General features: G+C 57.4%; 18 protein-coding genes. 7 read left to right on the top strand and 11 right to left on the bottom strand.

The genetic code is table 11. The features are described from left to right. Positions 1 to 17: 17 nt before the first annotated feature. Genes astD through EAE_RS20675 form a run of 3 tightly spaced genes read right to left on the bottom strand, consistent with a single transcriptional unit; the run spans position 18 to position 3,721 of the window. Positions 18 to 1,484: a succinylglutamate-semialdehyde dehydrogenase gene (astD, locus tag EAE_RS20665; protein ID WP_015705596.1), complete on the bottom strand. Its 1,467-nt coding sequence runs from the start codon at positions 1,482 to 1,484 to the stop codon at positions 18 to 20. Beyond that, entirely contained in the window at positions 1,475 to 2,497 is a 1,023-nt protein-coding gene (gene astA / locus EAE_RS20670) for an arginine N-succinyltransferase (protein WP_161801935.1), read from the bottom strand. Before astA ends, astD begins: the two co-directional genes overlap by 10 nt. 18 nt (positions 2,498 to 2,515) lie before the next feature. Continuing rightward, a complete protein-coding gene (locus EAE_RS20675; RefSeq protein ID WP_015705598.1) occupies positions 2,516 to 3,721 on the bottom strand; it encodes a bifunctional succinylornithine transaminase/acetylornithine transaminase in 1,206 nt (401 codons plus the stop codon). A gap of 531 nt (positions 3,722 to 4,252) precedes the next feature. Here EAE_RS20675 and EAE_RS20680 point away from each other — a divergent pair. The 6 genes from EAE_RS20680 to EAE_RS20705 all read left to right on the top strand — a co-directional run bounded on the left by EAE_RS20680 (position 4,253) and on the right by EAE_RS20705 (position 10,954). Next, a complete protein-coding gene (locus EAE_RS20680; protein WP_015366353.1) occupies positions 4,253 to 5,527 on the top strand; it encodes a Glu/Leu/Phe/Val family dehydrogenase in 1,275 nt (424 codons plus the stop codon). Between the two features lie 179 nt (positions 5,528 to 5,706). Further along, on the top strand, positions 5,707 to 6,138 hold the full coding sequence (locus tag EAE_RS20685) for a MarR family winged helix-turn-helix transcriptional regulator (protein WP_015366352.1): 432 nt from the start codon (positions 5,707 to 5,709) through the stop codon (positions 6,136 to 6,138). Then, a complete protein-coding gene (locus EAE_RS20690) occupies positions 6,138 to 7,790 on the top strand; it encodes an MFS transporter (RefSeq protein WP_015705599.1) in 1,653 nt (550 codons plus the stop codon). Before EAE_RS20685 ends, EAE_RS20690 begins: the two co-directional genes overlap by 1 nt. A 27-nt stretch (positions 7,791 to 7,817) precedes the next feature. Next, on the top strand, positions 7,818 to 8,903 hold the full coding sequence (locus EAE_RS20695; protein WP_015705600.1) for an HlyD family secretion protein: 1,086 nt from the start codon (positions 7,818 to 7,820) through the stop codon (positions 8,901 to 8,903). Then, positions 8,900 to 10,279 carry an efflux transporter outer membrane subunit gene (locus EAE_RS20700; RefSeq protein WP_015705601.1) on the top strand — a complete coding sequence of 460 codons (1,380 nt, stop codon included), beginning with the start codon at positions 8,900 to 8,902 and terminating at the stop codon, positions 10,277 to 10,279. Before EAE_RS20695 ends, EAE_RS20700 begins: the two co-directional genes overlap by 4 nt. Beyond that, a complete protein-coding gene (locus EAE_RS20705; RefSeq protein ID WP_015705602.1) occupies positions 10,280 to 10,954 on the top strand; it encodes an O-methyltransferase in 675 nt (224 codons plus the stop codon). 47 nt (positions 10,955 to 11,001) lie between these two features. On the opposite strand, the gene hrpA is transcribed toward EAE_RS20705, so the two are convergent. Then, a complete protein-coding gene (hrpA, locus tag EAE_RS20710) occupies positions 11,002 to 14,904 on the bottom strand; it encodes an ATP-dependent RNA helicase HrpA (protein WP_047076485.1) in 3,903 nt (1,300 codons plus the stop codon). Positions 14,905 to 15,105: 201 nt separating this feature from the next. On the opposite strand from hrpA, the gene azoR reads away from it, so the two are divergent. Next, positions 15,106 to 15,711, top strand: coding sequence for an FMN-dependent NADH-azoreductase (gene azoR, locus EAE_RS20715; RefSeq protein WP_015366346.1), 606 nt, complete (start codon positions 15,106 to 15,108; stop codon positions 15,709 to 15,711). 36 nt (positions 15,712 to 15,747) lie between these two features. On the opposite strand, the gene EAE_RS20720 is transcribed toward azoR, so the two are convergent. The 7 genes from EAE_RS20720 to paaH form a co-directional block, all read right to left on the bottom strand. After that, positions 15,748 to 16,158, bottom strand: a complete 411-nt coding sequence (locus EAE_RS20720; protein ID WP_031590551.1) for a GFA family protein — start codon at positions 16,156 to 16,158, stop codon at positions 15,748 to 15,750. 15 nt (positions 16,159 to 16,173) lie between these two features. Further along, a complete protein-coding gene (gene paaY, locus EAE_RS20725; RefSeq protein ID WP_015705605.1) occupies positions 16,174 to 16,764 on the bottom strand; it encodes a phenylacetic acid degradation protein PaaY in 591 nt (196 codons plus the stop codon). Between the two features lie 9 nt (positions 16,765 to 16,773). Continuing rightward, positions 16,774 to 17,700, bottom strand: a complete 927-nt coding sequence (gene paaX / locus EAE_RS20730; RefSeq protein ID WP_026612287.1) for a phenylacetic acid degradation operon negative regulatory protein PaaX — start codon at positions 17,698 to 17,700, stop codon at positions 16,774 to 16,776. 99 nt (positions 17,701 to 17,799) lie between these two features. Beyond that, complete coding sequence (gene paaK, locus EAE_RS20735; protein WP_004224503.1) at positions 17,800 to 19,116, bottom strand: phenylacetate--CoA ligase PaaK; 1,317 nt, start codon at positions 19,114 to 19,116, stop codon at positions 17,800 to 17,802. A 26-nt stretch (positions 19,117 to 19,142) separates the two neighbouring features. Next, positions 19,143 to 20,348, bottom strand: coding sequence for a 3-oxoadipyl-CoA thiolase (gene pcaF / locus EAE_RS20740; protein ID WP_015705607.1), 1,206 nt, complete (start codon positions 20,346 to 20,348; stop codon positions 19,143 to 19,145). Beyond that, positions 20,348 to 20,770: a hydroxyphenylacetyl-CoA thioesterase PaaI gene (paaI, locus tag EAE_RS20745; RefSeq protein ID WP_015366341.1), complete on the bottom strand. Its 423-nt coding sequence runs from the start codon at positions 20,768 to 20,770 to the stop codon at positions 20,348 to 20,350. Before paaI ends, pcaF begins: the two co-directional genes overlap by 1 nt. Further along, positions 20,760 to 22,181 (bottom strand): 3-hydroxyacyl-CoA dehydrogenase PaaH, encoded by a 1,422-nt coding sequence (gene paaH, locus EAE_RS20750; RefSeq protein ID WP_015705608.1) that lies wholly within the window; start codon positions 22,179 to 22,181, stop codon positions 20,760 to 20,762. The genes paaI and paaH overlap by 11 nt, the downstream gene beginning before the upstream one ends. Positions 22,182 to 22,184 lie beyond the last annotated feature (3 nt).

The raw sequence follows: 22,184 nt of genomic DNA on the forward strand, positions 1-22,184 counted from the left end.
CCTCACAAAAACGGTTATCAGAATGGCAGACCTGGCGACGTCGTCGCCGGAAGCGTCAGCGTTTCGCTGACCAGAGAAGCCATCGGCCAGGCGCAATAATCGGCGGCATACCACGCCGAAGCGCGATGGTTGCCGGAGGCGCCGACACCGCCGAATGGCGCTTTGCTGGAGGCTCCGGTGAGCGGTTTGTTCCAGTTAACAATCCCGGCGCGCGCTTCATCGGCCAGCTTGTCGAACAGCGCCGGGTCGGCTGAAATCAGCCCCACCGCCAGACCGTAGCGGGTGTTATTGGCGATCGCGATCGCCTCATCGAACTGGTCATAACGAATCACGGTCAGCAGCGGGCCGAAGTACTCTTCATCCGGCACCGCGATCCCGGTAACATCGATAATTCCCGGCGTCAGCACGGTTGAGCGCGGATCAGGCTGGCTCATGCGCAGCAGCACTTTGCCGCCTAGTGCTTCCAGCTTCGATTGCGCCGCCAGCATGCCCTGCGCGGCGGTTTGCGAAATTACCCCGCCCATAAACGGCTGCGGTTCGGCGTCCCATTTACCGGCGCGGATCTGCCGGCTGGCAGCAATCAGTTGTTCAAGTAGCGCATCGCCCTGTTGGCCGCGCGGGACCAGTAAACGACGCGCGCAGGTGCAGCGCTGCCCGGCGGAGATAAAGGCCGATTGAATAATCACGTTCAGCGCCGCAACTCTATCGACAACGTCGGCCACGATCAGCGAGTTATTGCCGCCCATCTCCAGCGCCAACATTTTCTCCGGCTGGCCGCCGAGGTAGCGGTGGAAATGGAAGCCAGCGGCGGCACTCCCGGTAAACAGCACCCCGTCGATATCGCGGTTTTCCAGCAGCGCCTGGCCGGTATCTTTCGCCCCCTGCACCAGGTTTAGCACCCCATCCGGAATCCCGGCCTGCTGCCATAGCTGAACGGTGAGTTCCGCGGTCGCGGGCGTCAATTCGCTCGGTTTAAATACCACGGTGTTACCGGCGATCAGCGCCGGGATAATATGGCCATTCGGCAGATGCCCCGGGAAGTTGTAAGGGCCAAACACCGCCATCACGCCGTGCGGCTTATGGCGCAGCAGCGCTTTGCCGTCCGGCATAGCGGACTCGCGATAACCGGTACGTTCGGCGTAGGCATCAATGGAAATCCCGGCTTTGCCGATCATCGCTTGTACTTCGGTGCGGGTTTCCCACAGCGGCTTGCTGGTTTCACGGGAAATTAACGTCGCCAGCGCCTCTTTATTCTCTTCCAGCAGCGCCGCGAAACGCTGAACCACGGCAATGCGTTCGCTTAATGGGCGATGCGACCAGCCATAAAACGCCTCGCGCGCGGCAGTACAGGCGGCCTGCACGTCGGCCGCGCCGGCGCTGCTCGCCTGCCATAAAATAGACTGGTCTTCCGGCGCCAGCTTGGTTAACGGCGCGCCTGCGCCCTGCTGCCACTTACCTGCTATAAACTGTGCGTTTACCGCCATGATCTGTTTTCCTCTGGATTGAGTGTCACCGCGTGAACCCGGTCGGTGGCATTGACCTGCAGGGCGTCCAGCGCCTGCTGATCGAGTGCTCCCGGCGTCTCTTGCGCGATGAGGACCGCGCGGAAATTATCAAACTGTCCGTTGGCGACGATGGTTGGCGTCGCCTGCGGCGTCATGAGTTGCAGCGCCGGCAGCGAATAGCTCTCTCTGATAGCACGAATATTATCGGTTTCAGCTTCCAGTACCGGGCCGGCATCGAAGATGTCGACGGACCCGCGCCAGCTAAACCCCTCTTTTTCGAGAATAGCCCGCGCCGGCGCGGTGTTAGCATGAACCTGGCCTATCACCTCGCGGGCATCATCCGGCAGCAGCGAGATGTAAATCGGGTAGGCCGGCATCAGTTCGGCGATAAAGGTTTTCATTCCTGTACCGGTGAGGCGGTCGGCATCGGCGAAAGGAATGTCGAAAAAGTGGTGCCCCAACGCATCCCAGAACGGCGAATTCCCCTGCTCGTCGCTGCGCCCGCGCAGCTCGGCGAACAGATGCGGTGAAAACCACTCGCGGAACGCGGCAATAAAGACAAACCGCGCTTTGGAGAGCAACAGGCCGTTGCGGTTCTTCTGGTACTCCGGGTCAAGAAACAGGGTACAGAGTTCGCTGTGGCCGGTATGGTCGTAGCTTAAATTGAGCAATTCCTGATGCTTGTAAACCCCAAGCTCTTTGGATGCCCGTACCGTCTTCTGAATACGAAAATTGTAGAACGGTTCGTCGAGCCCCACCGCGACCTCAATGGCGCTGACGCCGACAACCCGGCTCAGTTCGGTATCTTCCAGAACAAACAGAAACCCCTGTTCGCCGCGCGTCAGCTTGCCGGCAAAGGTCTCCACGCTGCGTTTGATCCGTGCGGCGAGGCGCACGGCATCATTCGGCAGCGAAGTCATTCCCACGCCCGCCCGGGAGGCCAGGCGGACAATATCATCGAGGTCGTTTTCCCGTACGGGACGAAATAACATCATAGGCCGTCTCCCGGATTAGCTGGTTAAGCGGGCGACGGCGCGCTCAAGGCGCACAAAGGCTTCATCAATATCCGCCAGTGGAATATTGAGCGCCGGGGCGAAACGCAGTACGTCCGGCCCGGCTATCAGCGCGATCAGTCCCTCTTCCGCCGCCAGATTGGTCAGCGCTTTAGCTTTGCCGCGCAGATGGCTTGCCAGTTCGGCGCCAATCAGCAGCCCCATTCCGCGCACGGCGCTAAAGACATCATATTTGGCGTTCAGCGCATTGAGTTTATCGACGATAAGGGTATGGCGTTCGCCCACGCCCGCCAGCAGCGCGCTATCCATTTGCGCCAGCACGCTATTAGCGACGGTCGCCGCCAGCGGGTTGCCGCCGAAAGTCGTGCCGTGAGTACCCGGCTGGAACACCTGCGCCCAGGCCTCTTTCGCCAGCATCGCGCCAATTGGGAAGCCGCCGCCCAGCCCTTTCGCGCTGGTGAGAATATCCGGAACCACGTTGTAATGCTGGTAAGCATACAGTTGGCCGGTACGCCCGGCGCCGGTCTGCACTTCATCAAAAATCAGCGTTGCTTCATGCTTATCGCACAGCTCGCGCAGCACCTGCAGGAATTGCGGATCCGCCGGCATGACGCCGCCCTCGCCGATAATCGGCTCGACGATGACCGCGCAGGTGCGGGAAGAGAACGCCGCTTTCACCGCGTCGATATCGTTATACGGCAGATGGGTGATGTCCTGCGGTAACGGCGCATAGTCGCTGGAGTATTTCGGCTGCCCCCCTACGGTTACGGTAAACAGAGTGCGGCCATGGAAAGAGTTTTTGAAGGCGATAATTTCGCTCTTGTCAGCGCCGAATTTGTCGTGCGCATACTTGCGCGCCAGCTTCAGCGCGGCTTCGTTGGCTTCAGCACCGGAGTTACAGAAGAAAATTTTATCGGCGAAGGTCGACTCCACCAGGGTTTTCGCCAGCTGCAGTACCGGTTCGTTGGTATAGCCGTTGCCGATGTGCCACAGCTTATCCAGCTGCGCTTTCAGCGCGTTAGCCAGCGCCGGATTCGCATGACCCAGCGCGTTAACCGCAATGCCGCCAGCCACGTCAATGTACTCTTTACCCTGCTGGTCCCAGACGCGGGAGCCCGCCGCTTTCACCGGGATAAACGGCGCGGGAGCGAAACACGGAACCATATAAGCATCAAAATCTTCGCGAGTGATACTGCCTGACATAACAATTCTCCGGAACGAGGATCGGCGGCATAAATTGGCCAATCGTGAATAGTCGAATTTAACAATTTCCCTTTAGCCGTTTTCAGGGCGCACACGTCCCGCTGCGATGACAAATATTTTCACCACAACTGAAATAAGCCATTTTATTTGTATGGATATATGTTAATTCACGGTTAATACCTTGTGTATTGCGTGAGCTAATGCTGGGCCCTGACGAGCAACAAAGTCAATACAACCATGAATCATTTTATTCACTTTTAGAGGATCATCAAGATAATGAAAAATATGAAAAAATTATTTCTATATTCACTTATCTGCATAAAATATGCATATCCATGCATGACATACAGGCACCTGGTCGTGCTTATTTATTCAAATGCAACCCCAAAAAACTAACAAAAATGTAAAATTCGGAATAGCCGTCAAATACTGGTTTATAAAATTGGTGATAACATTCATCACACAGATTTTACTGCTGTACCTATTCCACGGTTTTACACGACACAAATAACATTGAGATACAGGACTCTTATGGAAAAGTTATCTTACGCATCTGAAAGTAGTACATCTCCATGGACCACTTACCTGCGCCAGATCGACCGCGTCGCGCCGTATCTGGGCGACCTCGCCTACTGGGTGGAAACTCTGCGTCACCCGAAACGCGCGCTGATCGTTGATATTCCAGTGCAGATGGATGATGGCACCATCCGCCATTTCGAAGGCTATCGCGTACAGCACAATCTATCGCGTGGACCGGGTAAAGGTGGTGTTCGCTACCATCCGGATGTCGATCTTAACGAGGTAATGGCGCTTTCTGCCTGGATGACCATTAAGTGCGCCGCGGTCAATATTCCTTACGGCGGAGCCAAAGGCGGCATCCGCGTCGACCCGTTCTCACTGTCTGAAGGCGAGCTGGAACGTCTGACTCGTCGCTATACCAGCGAAATCGGCATTATCATTGGGCCACAGAAAGATATCCCGGCGCCGGACGTTGGCACCAACGGTAAAGTGATGGCGTGGATGATGGACACCTACTCCATGAACCACGGCACCACTATCACCGGCGTGGTTACCGGTAAGCCGATTCATCTCGGCGGTTCGCTGGGCCGTGAAAAAGCCACCGGCCGCGGCGTCTTCGTCACCGGTCGTGAAGTGGCCCGTCGCAACGGGATCGAAATCGAAGGCGCGAAAGTCGCGCTGCAAGGTTTTGGTAACGTCGGCAGCGAAGCCGCTCGTCTGTTTGCAGACGTTGGCGCGCGTATTGTCGTTATCCAGGACCACACCGCGACCCTGTTCAACGAAGGCGGCATCGACATGCAGGCGCTGACCGCATGGCAGGCCGAGAACAAGAAGATTGCCGGTTTCCCGGGCGCGCGTGAAATCGCCAAAGAAGATTTCTGGACCACCGAGATGGATATCCTGATCCCGGCGGCGCTGGAAGGCCAAATCACCCGTGAACGCGCGGAAAAAATCAGCTGTAAGCTGATCCTCGAAGGCGCCAACGGCCCGACCTATCCGGACGCCGACGACGTGCTGGCCGACCGTGGGGTGATCGTGGTTCCGGACGTTATCTGTAACGCCGGCGGCGTGACCGTAAGCTACTTCGAATGGGTGCAGGACATGGCGAGCTTCTTCTGGAGCGAAGAAGAGATCAACGCCAAGATGGACCGCATCATGACCGATGCTATTGTTCACGTCTGCGATAAAGCCGCCGAGAAAGCGTGTTCTCTGCGTACCGCGGCCTACATCGTCGCCTGTGAGCGTATCCTGCTGGCGCGTAAAGATCGCGGCATTTACCCGGGCTAATGTCCGGGTAATCCAAATCTTCAACCCGGGCTCGCCCGGGTTTTTATTTTTCTCCACGTGCCAGCCTGCCTTTCCCACAAAAAACGCACATTGCGTTAACCTATTTTTATCTTCGTGACTTGAAATCAGTAAATCGCCGCGCCTAAAATCATTAGAGCTCTAATGATTTTAGGCGGAACATGGATAACCGACAGCTTAACTTTTCCCATCTCTTATACTTAACCGCGCATCACTGGCGGCTGGCGGTTAACCGGCGGTTAAAAAATCTAGGCATGAGCCAGGCGTCATGGGTGGCGGTGTCAGCTATTGCCCGCAACGAGCAGCCCCTCTCGCAAAGCGAACTGGCGCAGGAACTGGGGGTCGAAAGCGCCACCATCGTCCCGCTCATTAACCGCCTGGTCGAACTTGAACTGGTGGAGCGCGTTAAGCCTGACAGCGATAAACGTAAGCGTCTGTTGGTTGCCACCGCAAAAGGGATGGCGCTCTTTCATCAGGTGAAAGCGGTCGCCGACGACCTGCGTGAGGAGATCCTCACCGCCATTACTCCGGAAGAGCGTGAGCAAACCCACCGGGTACTGGAAAAGCTGCTACACGAGGTGGAAAAGAAATAATGCCTCGTCGCGAAGCTAATCCTTATGTGCCCCACGACTGGGCGCCGCATGAAAAACCGGCGATGCTCGGTTCGCCGTCGACGCCGATCCACAGTACGCCGAAACGCGTCGCTTATGGCATCGTCGGGCTGCTGGTGTGCCTGACCGGCGCGCTGGGTAACGCCGTCGTTACCGCCAACCTGCAGCTGCTGCAGGGCACTTTTGCCGCCTGGTCGACGGAAATCGCATGGCTGCCGGCGGTCTACGTTATGACTAACGTTTCCATCAACCTGCTGCTGGTGAAATTTCGCCAACAGTTCGGCCTGCGCGCCTTTACCGAAGGCTTCCTGGTACTGTATGTACTGGTCACTTTCTTCCACCTGTTCGTCAACGACCTCAGCTCGGCAATGATGGTGCGCGCGGCGCACGGCATGGTGGCAGCGGCGTTGAGTTCACTGGGAATTTACTATCAGGTGCAGGCCTGGCCGGCGCGCCACCGCCTGAAGGCGTTGACCATCGGTATCACCGGATCGTCGCTGGCGATCCCCCTGGCGCGTCTGTTCTCGACCGAACTGCTGCAGATTGACGAATGGCGCGGGCTCTACTTCTTTGAGCTCGGCCTGGCGCTGGTGTCGCTCGCCTGCGTCATCGCGCTGAAACTGCCGCCCAGCGACCGCAAAAAGGTGTTTGAGAAGAAGGACTTTATTACCTTCTTCCTACTGGCTCCCGGTATGGCTTTAGTCTGCGCGGTCCTGTCGCTGGGCCGTCTGGACTGGTGGTTTGAGGCGCCGTGGCTTGGCTGGTCGCTGGCGGGAGCGGTGGTGCTGATCGTTTCGGCTATCGCCTTCGAGCATAATCGCACTAACCCGCTGCTTAACACCAAATGGCTTTCCAGCGGCAGTATCCTTCGTCTGGGACTGATTATGTTGCTGATTCGCATCGTACTGGCGGAACAGAATACCGGGGTCATCGGTTGGCTGCAGTACGTCGGCTTGCAAAACGAGCAGATGACCAACCTGGCATGGTCGATTTTCGCCGGTATCGTCTGCGGTATCGTCGCCAGTTGCCTGACGCTTAACCCGCAGCGCCTCTACTGGCCCACCGCGACCGCGCTGGCGTTGATTATGATTGCGTCATTGCTTGATAGCCAGTCCACTGCCCTGACCCGTCCGGAACAGTTGATGTTCAGCCAGTTTTTACTAGGCTTCGGCAGCGCCTTCTTCCTCGCGCCGGCCATGCTGGCGGGAATTGGCGGGGTGATTGCCGACCAGCGGAATCTGGTCAGCTTCTCGGTTCTGTTTGGCATGAGCCAAAATATCGGCGGCCTGCTCGGCTCAGCTATCCTCGGTACTTTTCAGACCTGGCGCGAAAAATTTCATTCCAGCCAGTTGGCCGATCAGATAACCACGCTAAACCCGCTGATCGTCGAGCGACTGCAGCAGTATAGCCAGATGTACCAAAGCCAGATTGGCGACAGCACGCTATTGAACGTGCAGGCTACCACGCTGCTGCAAAACGCCTCGACGCTACAGGCCAATATTCTCGCCTACAATGACACTTATCTCCTGACGGCGGCGATCTCTGCCGCAACGCTGGTGTGGATTTTCTGGCGCTTAATCAGATTGCGAATCACCGCCCGTATCGCGTTAAAACGCGCAACCGGCAACAAATAATAAGATAATTTTTACTCTGGAGTGGTTATGAGTCAGCAGGACGCGGCCAGGCAACAGGCCAATACCCGAAACAACATCCGCGTGGTGTCTATTTTTACCGCCGCGGCGATCGGCATCGTCGGCGTATTGGTTATTCTTTACGCCTGGCAGTTGCCCCCTTTCACCCGGCATAGTCAGTTTACCGATAACGCTTACGTGCGTGGTCAGACGACGTTTATCAGCCCGCAGGTTAACGGGTATATCACCGCGGTGAACGTCAAAGATTTCGATACCGTTCAGCCGGGACAGGTGCTGTTCCAGATTGACGATCGCATCTATAAACAGCGGGTGCACCAGGCGCAGGCAACGTTGGCGATGAAACAGGCGGCGCTGAAAAACAACCAGCAGCAGCGGAAAAGCGCCGAAGCGACGATCGTCAAAAACGAGGCCGCCTTGCAAAACGCCCGCGCGCAGAATCAGAAAACCCAAGCCGATTTAAAACGCGTACAGGAACTCACCGCGGACGGTTCGTTATCCATTCGCGAACGCGACTCTGCGCGGGCCAGCGCGGCTCAAGGCGCAGCCGATATCGAACAGGCGAAAGCCACACTGGAGATGTCGCGCCAGGATCTGCAGTCCACTATCGTCAATCGCGATTCGCTGGAGGCCGATGTGGCCAGCGCCAAAGCGGCGCTGGAGCTTGCCGAAATCGACCTGCAGAATACGCGGATTATCGCCCCGACGGCCGGGCAACTGGGGCAGATCTCCGTACGCCTCGGCGCCTATGTCAGCGCCGGTACGCATTTGACCTCGCTGGTACCGCCTCAGCACTGGGTTATCGCCAACCTGAAAGAGACACAGCTCGCCGAGGTGCGCGTCGGCCAGCCGGTCACCTTCTCGGTCGATGCGTTGAACAGCGAAACCTTCCACGGCAAAGTACAAAGTATTTCGCCAGCAACCGGCGTCGAATTCAGCGCGATCTCGCCGGATAACGCGACCGGCAACTTTGTCAAAATCGCCCAACGGATCCCTGTCCGTATCGCGGTCGATGAGGGGCAGAAAAACAGCTATCGTCTGCGTCCGGGGATGTCGGTGCAGGTGACGATTGATACCCGCGCGGAGAATAAACAATGATCCGCCCGTTAACCCTTGCCGTGGCGCTGGCGCTGGTCGGTTGTCAGTCTGCCGATGTACCACGTGCGGAGCCCACGCTGGCGATCCCGGCCGCCTGGCGTGCCGATGTGGGTCCTTCCAGCCCGGTGGAAGGCGTGTGGTGGCGCAATTTTCACGATAGCGCGCTTAATCAGTATGTCGATCGGGCGTTGCGCTACAACAGCGACGTCCTGATCGCCCGCGAGCGGGTTAACGAGTATCAGGCGCGCGCGTACGCTGCTGATAGCAGCTTATTCCCCTCGCTTGATGCCAGCCTGACCGGTACCCGCGCTCGCGCACAGTCCGCCGCGACCGGTCTGCCCATCCACAGCACGCTGTACAAAGGGGGCCTGACCGCCAGCTATGACGTCGATATTTGGGGGGCCAACCGCAGCGCCGCCAGCGCCGCCGAAGCCAGCCTTGAAGCGCAGAAAGCCGCTGCCGCTGCCGCTAATCTGACCGTGGCGACATCGGTCGCCGTCGGCTACGTCACCTTGTTGTCATTAGACGAGCAGTTGCGGGTCACCCGCCAAACGCTGAAATCGCGAGAAGATGCGTGGAATCTGGCTAAACGGCAGTATGAAACCGGCTATACCTCGCGCCTGGAACTCATGCAGGCGGATTCCGAACTGCGCTCGACGCGGGCGCAGATCCCGCCATTGCAGCATCAAATCGCGCAACAAGAGAACGCCCTGAGCGTTCTCTTGGGCGACAATCCCGGTGCGGTAAAACGTAACGAGTTCGCACAACTTAGCCCGCTACGCCTGCCCTCACAGCTACCCTCGACGCTAATGAGCCGCCGTCCGGACATTGTGCAAGCTCAACGCCAACTGGTGGCCGCTGATGCCACCCTTGCGTCGTCGCAGGCGCAGTTGCTGCCTTCCATCAACCTGACCGCCACCGGCAGCCTGCAGGACAGAACGCTGCCGGATCTGCTCGACAACCCGCTGCGGTTATGGAGCCTTGGCGGCAGTATTCTGGCGCCGTTACTCAACCGCCAGGCGCTAAATGCGCAGGTTGATGTCTCGATGGCCCAGCGCAATCAGGCGTTATACGGATATGAGAAAACCGTACGCGGCGCGTTCAAAGAGGTGAACGATAGCCTGGATGCCATCAGCCGCTACGGCGAACAGTTAAGCGAGCTCCAGGAGCAGGAATCGGTCGCCGCAGAAACGTTGCGTATCGCGCAGAACCGCTATCGTAACGGCTATTCTTCTTATCTGGACGTGTTGGATGCGCAAAGAACGTTGTTCTCCACTCAATTAAGCGTGGTGCAGGTGAAAAATAATCTTCTGCTGGCGCAGATTGATTTGTACCGGGCGCTGGGAGGCGGCTGGTCTGACTCATCAGGGAGCTAAATGGGGAAGCGTCATATGCAACAACAGTGGTCGGCAGTAGACAATTATTTGATTGAGGCCTTAATCCCCGGCGATCCTATGCTCGATCGGGTACTGGAAAACAACCATCGAGCCGGGCTGCCGGCACACGATGTCGCCGCCAATCAGGGGCAGTTTCTCGCCCTGCTGGTAAGGCTTACCCAGGCTAAGCGGATACTGGAGATCGGTACTCTCGGCGGCTATAGCACCATCTGGATGGCGCGCGAGCTTCCTGCCGACGGCCAACTACTCACGCTGGAGGCCGACGCGCATCATGCCCTGGTGGCGCGGGAGAATCTGCAGCTGGCGGGCGTTGACCAGCGGGTCACGCTGCGGGAGGGGCCGGCGCTACAGTCTCTGGAGGCGCTTGGCGAATGTCCCGCTTTCGACCTGATCTTCATCGATGCCGATAAGCCGAATAATCCCCATTATCTGCGCTGGGCGCTACGTTATTCCCGCCCAGGAACCTTAATTATTGGCGATAACGTGGTACGCGACGGTGAAGTGGTCAACCCACAGAGCGCCGACGAGCGCGTTCAGGGCGTGCGTCAATTCATTGAGATGATGGGCGCCGAGCCACGGTTGACGGCAACGGCGCTGCAGACCGTGGGCACTAAAGGCTGGGACGGCTTTACTCTGGCGTGGGTAAACGCTTAAGCGAGTAGCCCCGGTAAGCGCAGCGCCACCGGGGACAACCAGCCAGGCTACGGCGTAATTTGCTCCATCGCCTGCAACACGCGTTTGTCCGAGATCGGATACGGGGTACCCAACTGCTGAGCAAAGAAGCTGACGCGCAGCTCTTCGATCATCCAGCGGATCTCCTGTACGTCGTCGTCATCGCGGCGATTCGGCGGCAGCTTATTCAACCACTGCTGCCACGCCTGTTGCACGCTCTCGACTTTTAGCATCTGCGCGCGGTCACGATGCGGGTCGATTGCCAGTTTCTCAAGACGCTTTTCAATTGCCTGCAGATAACGCAGCGTATCGCCGAGGCGGCGGAAACCGTTGCCGGTAACAAAGCCGCGATAAACCAGACCCGCCATCTGCGCTTTAATATCCGACAGCCCCAGGGCCATCGTCATATCTACCCGCCCTTTCAGACGCTTATTGATGTTAAATACCGCCGTCAGGATCTGCTCGACCTGCTTCGCGATATCGACCACCGTGTCGTTCAGTTCGGCGCGCACTTTATCGTGCAGTTTACTAAAGCCCTCTTCGGTCCACACCGGGCCGCCGGCTTCATCGATAAGCTTGTCAACACCACAGGAGATGCAGTCGTCAATCAAATCCAGCACCTTGCCATAAGGGTTGAAATAGAGTCCCAATTTGGCTTTGTTGGGCAGTTTCTCGTGCAGATACTTAATCGGCGACGGAATATTGAGCAACAGTAAACGGCGCAGACCACGCCACATCGCCTGCTGCTGTTCCTGTGGATTATCAAACAGTTTGATGGCAACGCTGTCACGCTCGTCCACCAGCGCCGGCCAGGCTTTCACCTTATAATTACCGCGCTTCTGTTCGTAACTCTCCGCCAGGGTGCCGAAACTCCAGATATGCAGCCCGCTCTGTTCAATACCATCGTCGGCCACCGCCGATAACGTCTCCTGAACTTTACCTTTGAGCGCGTCTTTTAAGACCTGCAGAGAGCGTCCTTCCTGCAGTTTCTTATTTTTGTCATCCACCACCCGGAAAGTGATTTTCAGGTGATCGGGCACCTGATCCCACTGCCAGGATTCGCGGTCGATGGTCACGCCGGTCATTTTACGCAGCTCACGCTCCAGCGAATCCAGTAGCGGCAACGCCAGCGGCGACGCGCGGCCTAAAAATGCCTCGGCGTAATTAGGCGCCGGGACGAAATTACGCCGAACGGGTTTCGGCAACGATTTGATTAATGCGATGACCAGCTCGCGACGCAGGCCAGGGATCTGCCATTCAAACCCGGCTTCCTCTACCTGGTTGAGCAGCGGCAGCGGAATATGAACCGTTACGCCATCAGCATCCGCACCAGGTTCAAACTGATAGCTAAGACGCAGTTTAAGATTGCCCTGATGCCAGAAATTCGGGTAGTCCAGTTTACTGACCTGCTCCGCCCCCTCTTTAATCAGCATGCTCTTTTCAAAATTGAGCAAGTCTGGCGTTTCACGGCTGGCCTGCTTCCACCACTTATCAAAGTGGCGAGCGGAGATAACATCGTGGCTAATGCGCTGGTCGTAAAACTCGAACATCGTCTCGTCATCCACCAGGATGTCGCGACGGCGCGACTTATGCTCCAGCTCTTCGATTTCAGCGCGCAGCTTCAGGTTATCGCGGAAGAAAGCATGCCGCGTCTGCCAGTCGCCCTCTACCAGCGCGTGGCGGATGAACAGCTCACGACACAGCGCCGGGTCAATCTGGCTATAGTTGACCTTACGCGCGGCGACGATTGGCAGACCGTAGACGGTGACCTTTTCTGTCGCCATTACCGCGCCCTGCGACCGCTCCCAGTGCGGTTCACTGTATGAACGTTTAATCAGATGCTGGGCCACCGGCTCGACCCACTCCGGCTCAATGCGGGCGGCAATGCGCCCCCACAGGCGGCTGGTCTCCACCAGTTCCGCAACCATCGTCCACTTCGGCGGCTTCTTGAATAGACCAGAGCCGGGGAAGATAGAGAACCGCGCATTACGGGCGCCGGTATACTCCTGTTTATCGGAGTCCTTCATCCCGATATGCGACAACAAACCGGTCAGCAGCGCGGTATGAATTTCACGGTACTCCGCTGGCTCGCTGTTGATCGGCAGGCCGAGTTCTTTCACTACCTGGCGCAGTTGGGTGTAAATATCCTGCCATTCACGCACGCGTAAATAGTTGAGGAAATCCACCCGGCACTGGCGGCGGAACTGATTCGAAGAGAGCGCCTTTTGTTGTTCGCCGAGATAGTTCCACAAATTGACAAACGCAAGGAAATCAGACTCTTTATCGTGGAAGCGACGATGCTTTTCATCGGATGCCTGCTGCTTGTCCATGGGGCGCTCGCGCGGATCCTGAATCGACAGCGCGGAAGTGATGATCATCGCTTCACGCACGCAGCCATGTTTCTGCGCTTCCAGCACCATCCGTGCCAGACGCGGATCCACCGGTAGCTGGCTGAGCTGGCGGCCCAGCGGGGTCAGCTTATAGGCCGTTGCCTGCTCATCGGTGGTGATGGCGCCAAGCTCTTCCAGCAGACGAACGCCATCCTGGATGTTGCGCTTATCCGGCGCTTCGACAAACGGAAACGCGGCGATATCGCCCAGCCCCAGAGCGGTCATTTGCAGAATGACCGAGGCCAGATTGGTACGCAGAATTTCCGGGTCGGTAAATTCCGGCCGCGACAGGAAATCATCTTCCGAGTAAAGACGAATACAGATGCCTTCAGACACACGTCCGCAACGGCCTTTACGCTGATTAGCGGAGGCCTGTGATACTGGCTCGATAGGCAGGCGCTGCACTTTTGTACGGTAGCTGTAGCGACTGATGCGAGCGGTACCCGGATCGATAACGTATTTGATGCCCGGAACCGTCAACGAGGTTTCGGCAACGTTGGTTGCCAGGACAATACGCCGCCCGCTATGGGACTGGAAGACCCGGTTTTGCTCACTATTGGATAAACGAGCATACAGCGGCAGCACTTCGGTGTGACGCAGATTGAGCTTATTCAACGCCTCGGCGGTATCGCGGATTTCCCGCTCGCCGCTCATAAAGATCAGGATATCGCCGGTGCTTTCACGCCCCAGTTCATCGACGGCATCAAAAATCGCCTGTAGCTGATCGCGTTCGCTATCGTCCGCCTCTTCAACAATGGGACGATAACGTACTTCCACCGGGTAAGTCCGCCCGGAAACTTCGATAATCGGCGCATGATTAAAGTGGCGCGAGAAACGTTCCGGGTCGATGGTTGCCGAGGTAATGATGATTTTCAGGTCCGGGCGGCGCGGCAGGAGCTCTTTCAGATAGCCCAGCAGAAAATCAATGTTCAGACTGCGCTCGTGCGCCTCATCAATAATGATGGTGTCATACTGCATCAGCAGGCGATCCTGCTGGATTTCCGCCAGCAGGATACCGTCGGTCATCAGCTTAACCATGGTGTTTTCGCTGACGTGGTCGCTGAAGCGGACTTTATAACCGATACAGCCGCCCGGCTCGCTCTGAAGCTCTTCGGCAATACGGTTAGCGACGGTTCGCGCCGCCAGTCGACGCGGCTGGGTGTGGCCAATCAGGCCTTTCAGGCCGCGCCCCAGCTCCATGCAGATTTTGGGTAGCTGAGTGGTTTTACCTGAACCGGTTTCACCGGCGACGATCACCACCTGGTGATCGCGCACCGCCTCGAGAATCTCTTGTTTTTTCTGGCTAACCGGCAGGTTTTCCGGATAGGTGATTGCCGGACGCGCGGCTTCGCGTAGCAGGACTTTCCCTGCTGCCTGTTCTATCTCCCGCGCCATCTCGTGCAGAATGGCCTGCTGGGCATCAGGATTTTTAACCTTCTTTGCGCCATGCAGGCGGCGGCTATAGCGCGATTTATCGCGCAGCATCAGACCATCGAGCCGTTCATAGAGCTGCGAGAAAGTGATTTTTTGTTGTTCTGTCATAACGTTATCGGGCAGCGCTCTGCCGGAAAAATCTCTCATGAAATATTGCTGTAGATTACCACATCTGTAGAACTCATGCCTTGTTCAAAAAAATTGAACATAGGATTCGATATATTGCGCTATCTCTGCGGCATGATTGTGAATACAGTGTCAACAAGCACCAGGGCATTGACCCGTCAATCACATTAAAAGGAAACACCCATGAGCAAAGTATTAGTTCTGAAGTCCAGTATTCTTGCAGGGTACTCGCAATCCGGCCAGCTGTCCGACTATTTTGTTGAACAATGGCGTGAAAAACACGCAGGCGACGTTATCACCGTGCGCGATCTGGCGGCAAACCCGATTCCGGTACTGGATGGTGAACTGGTTGGCGCGCTGCGTCCGAGTGATGCACAGTTGACCGCACGTCAACAGGAAGCGCTGGCACTGTCCGATGAACTGATCGCTGAACTGAAAGCTAACGATGTGATTGTTATCGCCGCGCCGATGTATAACTTCAACATCCCGACTCAGCTGAAAAACTATTTCGACCTGGTTGCCCGTGCAGGCGTCACCTTCCGTTACACCGAGAAAGGTCCGGAAGGCCTGGTCACCGGTAAACGTGCGGTAGTACTGACCAGCCGCGGTGGTATTCATAAAGATACGCCGACCGATCTGGTTACGCCGTATCTGACCACCTTCCTTGGCTTTATCGGCATCACCGACGTGAATTTCGTATTTGCTGAAGGTATTGCTTATGGTCCAGAAGTTGCGGCCAAAGCGCAGTCCGATGCCAAAGCGGCTATCGACAGCGTAGTTGCAGCCTAATATTTGACTCCTCTCGCTGCCTGCGGGAGGAGAGTTTTACTTTTTCTCGTAGCGCAAATACCCCACCACGCCTCCGCCGCCATCTTTTGGATGATTCACGCCGTCGTTGACCTCCACGCAAGGAAAATCGAAAGGCGAAACGCCATCAATGCAGGCCACATTTACCCCATACTGCTGCGGGTTTGATCGCCGTTGATGAAAGGTGTAGATCCCGCATACCGAGCAGAAGAAGTGCACGGCTTCCCCCGTATTAAAGCGATACTCTGTGAGCTTATCCCTTCCGCGTACCACCTCTATTCCTGAACGCGGCGAAGAGACCGCGACCGCCCCACGCATTCGACAATATGAACAGTTACAGCGACGAACGGTGTTGAAGCCATCGCTGAGCTCAACGGTAAATGCCACCGCACCGCAGTGACAATGAGCGGATAATTTCTCTGCCATTATAGTTACCCCTCAGGTTTAGGATTTTGGCCGCAGGTTTTCGTCAAATTCCAGACGCTTGCGCCCGGCCTCCATCTCTTTTAATGGCTCCACCTGATGCAGCGTCTGCTTACAACGTTCGACCAGCACCTGGTATTCACGGGTACCGTGTTTTTTCCACTCCAGCTCCTGTTCGCTCAGCGTACGAATCGCTTTTGCCGGGCTGCCGAGGATCAAATGGTTAGCAGGCATTTCCGCTTTCGCTTTTACGAAGGCGGAAGCGCCGACAATACTATTTTCGCCAATTACCGCCCCGTCGATAATCACCGCGCTCATTCCCACCAGCGCGTTGCGGCCAATCACACAGCCGTGCAGGATTGCGCCGTGGCCGATGTGGCCGTCCTCTTCCACCACGGTATCCTGGCCGGGGAAGCCGTGCATGACGCAGTTATCCTGAATATTGGCTCCGTCTTTTACTACAATACGACCGAAGTCGCCGCGCAGGCTGGCATTAGGCCCAACATAGACCCCTTTTCCCAGGATCACGTCGCCAATGAGTACCGCCGTCGGATGAACATAGCTCTCATCCGGCACCACTGGCGTCAGCCCATCAATCTGATAAATCGGCATGCAACCTCCTTAGACGCCCGGCAAACCGCCAAAGCGTTGAAAATAAAGCGGACCCGGGGCGGGAAGCTCGCCAACTGAGCTTTCGCCTTTTTCGCCGACGAAGGCCAGCGCGCCTGGCGTCACGCGTTGATAAATATTGATGCACAGCTGCCGCGCGGTTTGCCCGGCCCAATGCGCCGGCAGGAGCTCTTCCGGCAGCAGCGGGTCTTTAAGCACCACACGGCGATAGAAATGGATAAGGAGCAGTTGGATCTGGAAACAGCGCTCCGGCGTCAACTCTGACGGCTCGCTGTCGCGCAGCAGCGGCAGTAACGGCCGGAACAATGCGATAAACGCCTCGTACATCTCATTTTGTTCGGTGAGATGCCAGCACTCCTCTACGCGGTCGCGCAGCGCCGCCCTTGAGAGCGCCAGCGGCGAATGGGCTTCAAAACAGATGACGTTTTCGGCAACGCCCGCTTCATGTAGCAGCGATTGGACATCGGCCAGTTTTTGCGACGGCGAGGCCAGCAGGCTCGGCGCCAGCGCGCCAAATCCCTGCCATAACAGTTGCTTTTTGACTTCCGCCAGAACCGTTTTTTCTAACCCTTCCGACAATAGCAGCAGCCAGGTTCCGTCCCATTCCGGGGCGTTCGCCCGATAAATTTTATGTTCCGCGCGCCGGGTCAGACGTAGCCCTTTATCGCTCAGGCGATAGAAGCTACGCCGGCCGATACGCACGACATCGAGCCACTCTTCTTTATTGAGACGGAATAGCGCAGTGCGGACAAAGCGCTCGCCAAATCCTAATCCTTCCAGCAGCGCCGCGACGCTACCCAGCCACACTTCCCCACCGCGTTGTAATAAGGCGTCACCATACAGCGAGGCAATCAATGACGTACCGCTGATCGGCATCGCCGTCACCGCTTGTTGAATAAAGGCGTCGAGTTTACTCATCTGATTCATTCTGTTGTTATATTTTTCCTTTATGAATCATAGCACAGGAAAACCCCGGCTTATGGCGTAAAGGCCTCAGCCGGGTTACCGGGGAGAGAATTAACCGCTGACCACCGCTTTACGCAGGTCGAATACCCGACAGGCTTTCCCTTCAGAGCGAGGAATGCTGCCGCAGTTGACGATAGTAATATCGGTGGAGATCCCGACCATCGACTTAATACGGTGACGCAACTGATGACAAATCTGGCAGCGTTGTTCATGACTTAACGCCAGCCCGCTCTCTTTCAGCTCAACGCGTACCGCCAGCGAATCAAGATGACCGCGGCGATTGACCTCTAACTGATAGTGCGGCGCCAGGTGTTCAAACTTGAGGATCTCCTCTTCCAGCTGTGATGGGAAGACGTTAACCCCGCGGATAATCAGCATATCGTCGCTGCGTCCACTGATGCGATCCATGCGGCGCATGGTCCGCGCGGTTCCCGGCAGCAAGCGAGTCAGATCGCGGGTACGATAGCGGATCACCGGCAGCGCCTCTTTGGTCAACGTGGTAAACAGCAGTTCGCCATGCTCGCCATCTTCCAGCGGCGTACCGTCGTCCGGGTTGACGATTTCCGGGAAGAAGTGGTCTTCCCAGATGGTCGGGCCGTCAACGGTTTCCAGGCACTCCATTGCCACCCCAGGCCCCATCACCTCTGACAGACCGTAAATATCCAGTGCGGTGATACCCAGGCGGCGCTCGATTTCCGCGCGCATCGCCAGCGTCCACGGCTCAGCGCCAAAGACGCCGACCCGCAATGAACAGCCGCGGGCATCGCCGCCCATCTGGCGCTCCAGCTCTTCGATCAGATTCAGACAATAAGACGGCGTCACCATGATCATATCCGGCTGGAAGTCGCGGATCAGCTGCGCCTGTTTTTCGGTCTGTCCGCCGGACATCGGGATCACCGTCGCGCCTAAACGCTCCGCGCCGTAGTGCGCGCCAAGGCCGCCGGTAAACAGGCCGTAGCCGTAGGCGACGTGAATTTTATCTTTTGCTGAACCACCGGCCGCGCGCAGCGAACGGGCGACAATATTGGCCCAGTTATCAATATCGTTTTGCGTATATCCCACCACCGTCGGTTTGCCGGTGGTGCCGGAAGAGGCGTGAATGCGCACTACCTGCTCCATCGGCACCGCAAAGGTATCGAAGGGATAGTTGTCGCGCAGATCTTGTTTAGTGGTACAGGGGAATTTTTTCAGATCGTTTAATTCCCGAAAGTCGTCAGGGTGTACGCCGGCGGCGTCGAATTTGCGGCGATACATCGGCACATTTTCATACGCATGCTTCAGCGTCCATTTCAGGCGCTGGGTTTGCAGAGCCTGCAGTTCATCTCGCGATGCGGTTTCAATCGGATCTAATTTTGTAGTAGTTATCATTGTAGGGTACTCGCAGGTAAATTAGCTCACACTCGCTCGAGGATCATGGCAATGCCCTGACCCACGCCAATACACATCGTACACAGCGCATAACGCCCGCCCCGGCGTTGCAGCTCAAGGCTGGCGCTCAGCGCCAGTCGCGCGCCGCTCATGCCCAGCGGATGACCTAACGCGATGGCGCCGCCGTTGGGATTCACGTGCGCCGCATCATCCGGCACGCCGAGTTGTCTGAGCACCCCCAGCGCCTGCGCGGCGAAGGCCTCATTCAGCTCTATCAGATCCATATCGTTAATATTGAGTCCGGCTCGCTCCAGCACTTTACGCACTGCCGGTACCGGCCCCAGCCCCATCAGGCGCGGTTCAACACCCGCCGTCGCCATCGCCACGATACGCGCGCGCGGCGTGAGCCCCTGTACGCTGGCCTGCTGTTCACTGGCGATAATCAGCGCCGCTGCGCCATCGTTAACGCCAGAAGCATTTCCAGCCGTAATGACTCCGCCTTTACGGAACGGCGCTTTTAATAGCGAGAGTTGCTCAAGCGTGGTTTCCGGGCGGGGATGCTCATCATCGCGTACCGCGCTGACCGCCCCTTTCTTGCCGATGATCTGCACCGGCACGATTTCCTGCGCCAGAATGCCGTCGCGCTGGGCCTGCGCCGTGCGCTGCTGGCTGCGCCAGGCGAAAGCGTCCTGATCGGCCCGACTGATATTTAACAATTCAGCTACATTCTCTGCCGTTTCCGGCATGCTGTCAGTTCCGAATTGTTGCGCCATGAGCGGGTTCACAAAACGCCAGCCAATCGTGGTATCAAAGAGTTCCGCCTGACGCTGATACGGCGTGCTGGCTTTTCCCATCACGAACGGCGCGCGCGACATCGATTCCACGCCGCCAGCAATCAGCAGATCGGCATCGCCGGCTTTGATCGCCCTGGCGGCAAAACCGATCGCATCCAGACCCGATCCGCACAAGCGGTTAATCGTGGTGCCCGGCACGGTATGCGGGTAACCTGCCAACAGCGTCGCCATGTGCGCCACGTTGCGGTTATCCTCACCGGCCTGGTTCGCACAGCCGAAAATCACATCATCAATCGCTGCCGGGTCGAGCCCGGGGTTACGGCTCAGCAACTCACGTAGCGGGATCGCCGCCAGGTCGTCGGCGCGGACGCCGGCCAGCGCTCCGCCGTAGCGGCCAATCGGCGTGCGGATCCCGTCACAAATAAAGGCGTCGCGCATTACACTTCTCCCGTGATTGTGCCGCCGATACGGTGCGATTTGCCGCGGAACAGGGCCACAATCTTTTGCTGTTGATTAACAATTTCGATGTCGTAGACGCCGGTCAGCTTGCCCTGCTGTTTGACTCTTGCGGTGGCGACCAGCCTGTCGCCGGCAAACGCCGGACGAAGAAAATCAATATTTGCCGCCGAAGCCACCGCCGCCAGCCCCTGGCTGTTACAGGCGTAAGCGAAAGCGGTATCGGCGAGCGTAAATAGCTGGCCGCCGTGACAGGTCTGATGGCCGTTAAGCATGTCCGCCGAGACGGTCATGCTCATCTGCGCAAAACCGTCGTCCATTTCGATAAGTTCAATCCCCATCTTTCTGGCGCAAGTATCTTTTTCGTACATCACGCGCGCGTTGCGCCACGGATCATTGCTCATGGTGCTTCTCCATCAGCGCCTTCTGGCGCAACAGGGAACTGGGGCGATAGCGCTCCTCGCCATAATGGTGTTGCAGGTTCTCCAGCAGTTGCAGCACCCGCCGCCAGCCAAGGCGTTCTCCCCACGCCAGCGGGCCGTGCGGATAATTGACACCAAGGCGCATCGCGGTATCAATATCATGCGGGCTGGCGATCCCTTTTTGCACCGCATCCAGCGCTTCGTTAATCAGCATCGCCACCGTGCGCCACACCAGCAGGCCGGGATAATCGGCAATACGCAGAACTTTCTTGCCCTGCTGTTGGAAGTAATGCACGGCCTTATCAGTGGCCGCAGGCGCGTTGGTCGCCGCTGCTGCCAGCACCACCGTATCGCTGGCGCACAGGTCATATACCACCACCGGGCGGTGATGCTTAACGCTTAGCGCCAGCGCGGTCTCGCCTTCGGTCTCCAGCAATAAGAGCTCATCGAGCTCTGTGACACTGTCACTTATAGCTGTAATGGATTGAGCGCCAATAGATACCGTCGGCAGCGCCGCGTCCGGCTGCGTCTCCGCGGGCCAGCGATAGACGCCGTGGCCGCTCTTTTTACCCAGCCGCCCGGCCAGCGCCAGCTCTTGCTGGAGTAGCGATGGCAGGTAGCGGCGGTCCTGCCAGAAAGCGTTAAACACCGAACAGGTCACGGCGAAGTTGACGTCCTGGCCAATCAGGTCAGTCAGCGCCAGCGGTCCCATCGGAAAACCGCCGCCGTCACGCAAAGCGGCATCGATAACCTCAGGAGCGGCAACCTGTTCTTCCAGCGCGCGCCAGGCCTCAGCGTAGAACGGACGCGCTACGCGGTTAACGATAAATCCCGGCGTTGAGCGGCAGCGTACCGGCTGTTTCCCCCAGCCGCTTACGCACTGGCACAGCTGCTCTACCACCTCTGCAGACGTCTCCAGGCCACTCACCACCTCGACCAGCTTCATCACCGGCGCCGGATTAAAAAAGTGCAGCCCGGCCACCCGCTCCGGGTTTTTGACCCCGGCGGCGATGGCGGTAATCGAAATAGACGAAGTGTTACTGGTCAACAACGTTGACGGCGCGCAGATCTCCGCCAGCTGCGCGAACAGCGCCGTTTTGACCTCCAACCGTTCAGAGGCCGCTTCAATTACTAAATCCGCGTCGGCAAGCGCGGCTAAATCGTGAGCCGGATGCAGGCGCGCCAGCAGCGCGTCGGCCTGTTCTGACGCCAGTTTGCCGCGCTCGACCCGCGATGCCAGACGCATAGCAATGCCGTCGATCGCCTGGGCAATCGCGGTTTGATTAATATCGAAAATACGCACCGGATGTCCGGCGGCAGCGGCTACTTCAGCAATACCGGCTCCCATGGTGCCGCTGCCAATCACCGCCACGGTGGCAAAGGATGTTGTCATGGC

The sequence above is a fragment of the Klebsiella aerogenes KCTC 2190 genome (assembly GCF_000215745.1).
Lineage (GTDB): Bacteria > Pseudomonadota > Gammaproteobacteria > Enterobacterales > Enterobacteriaceae > Klebsiella > Klebsiella aerogenes.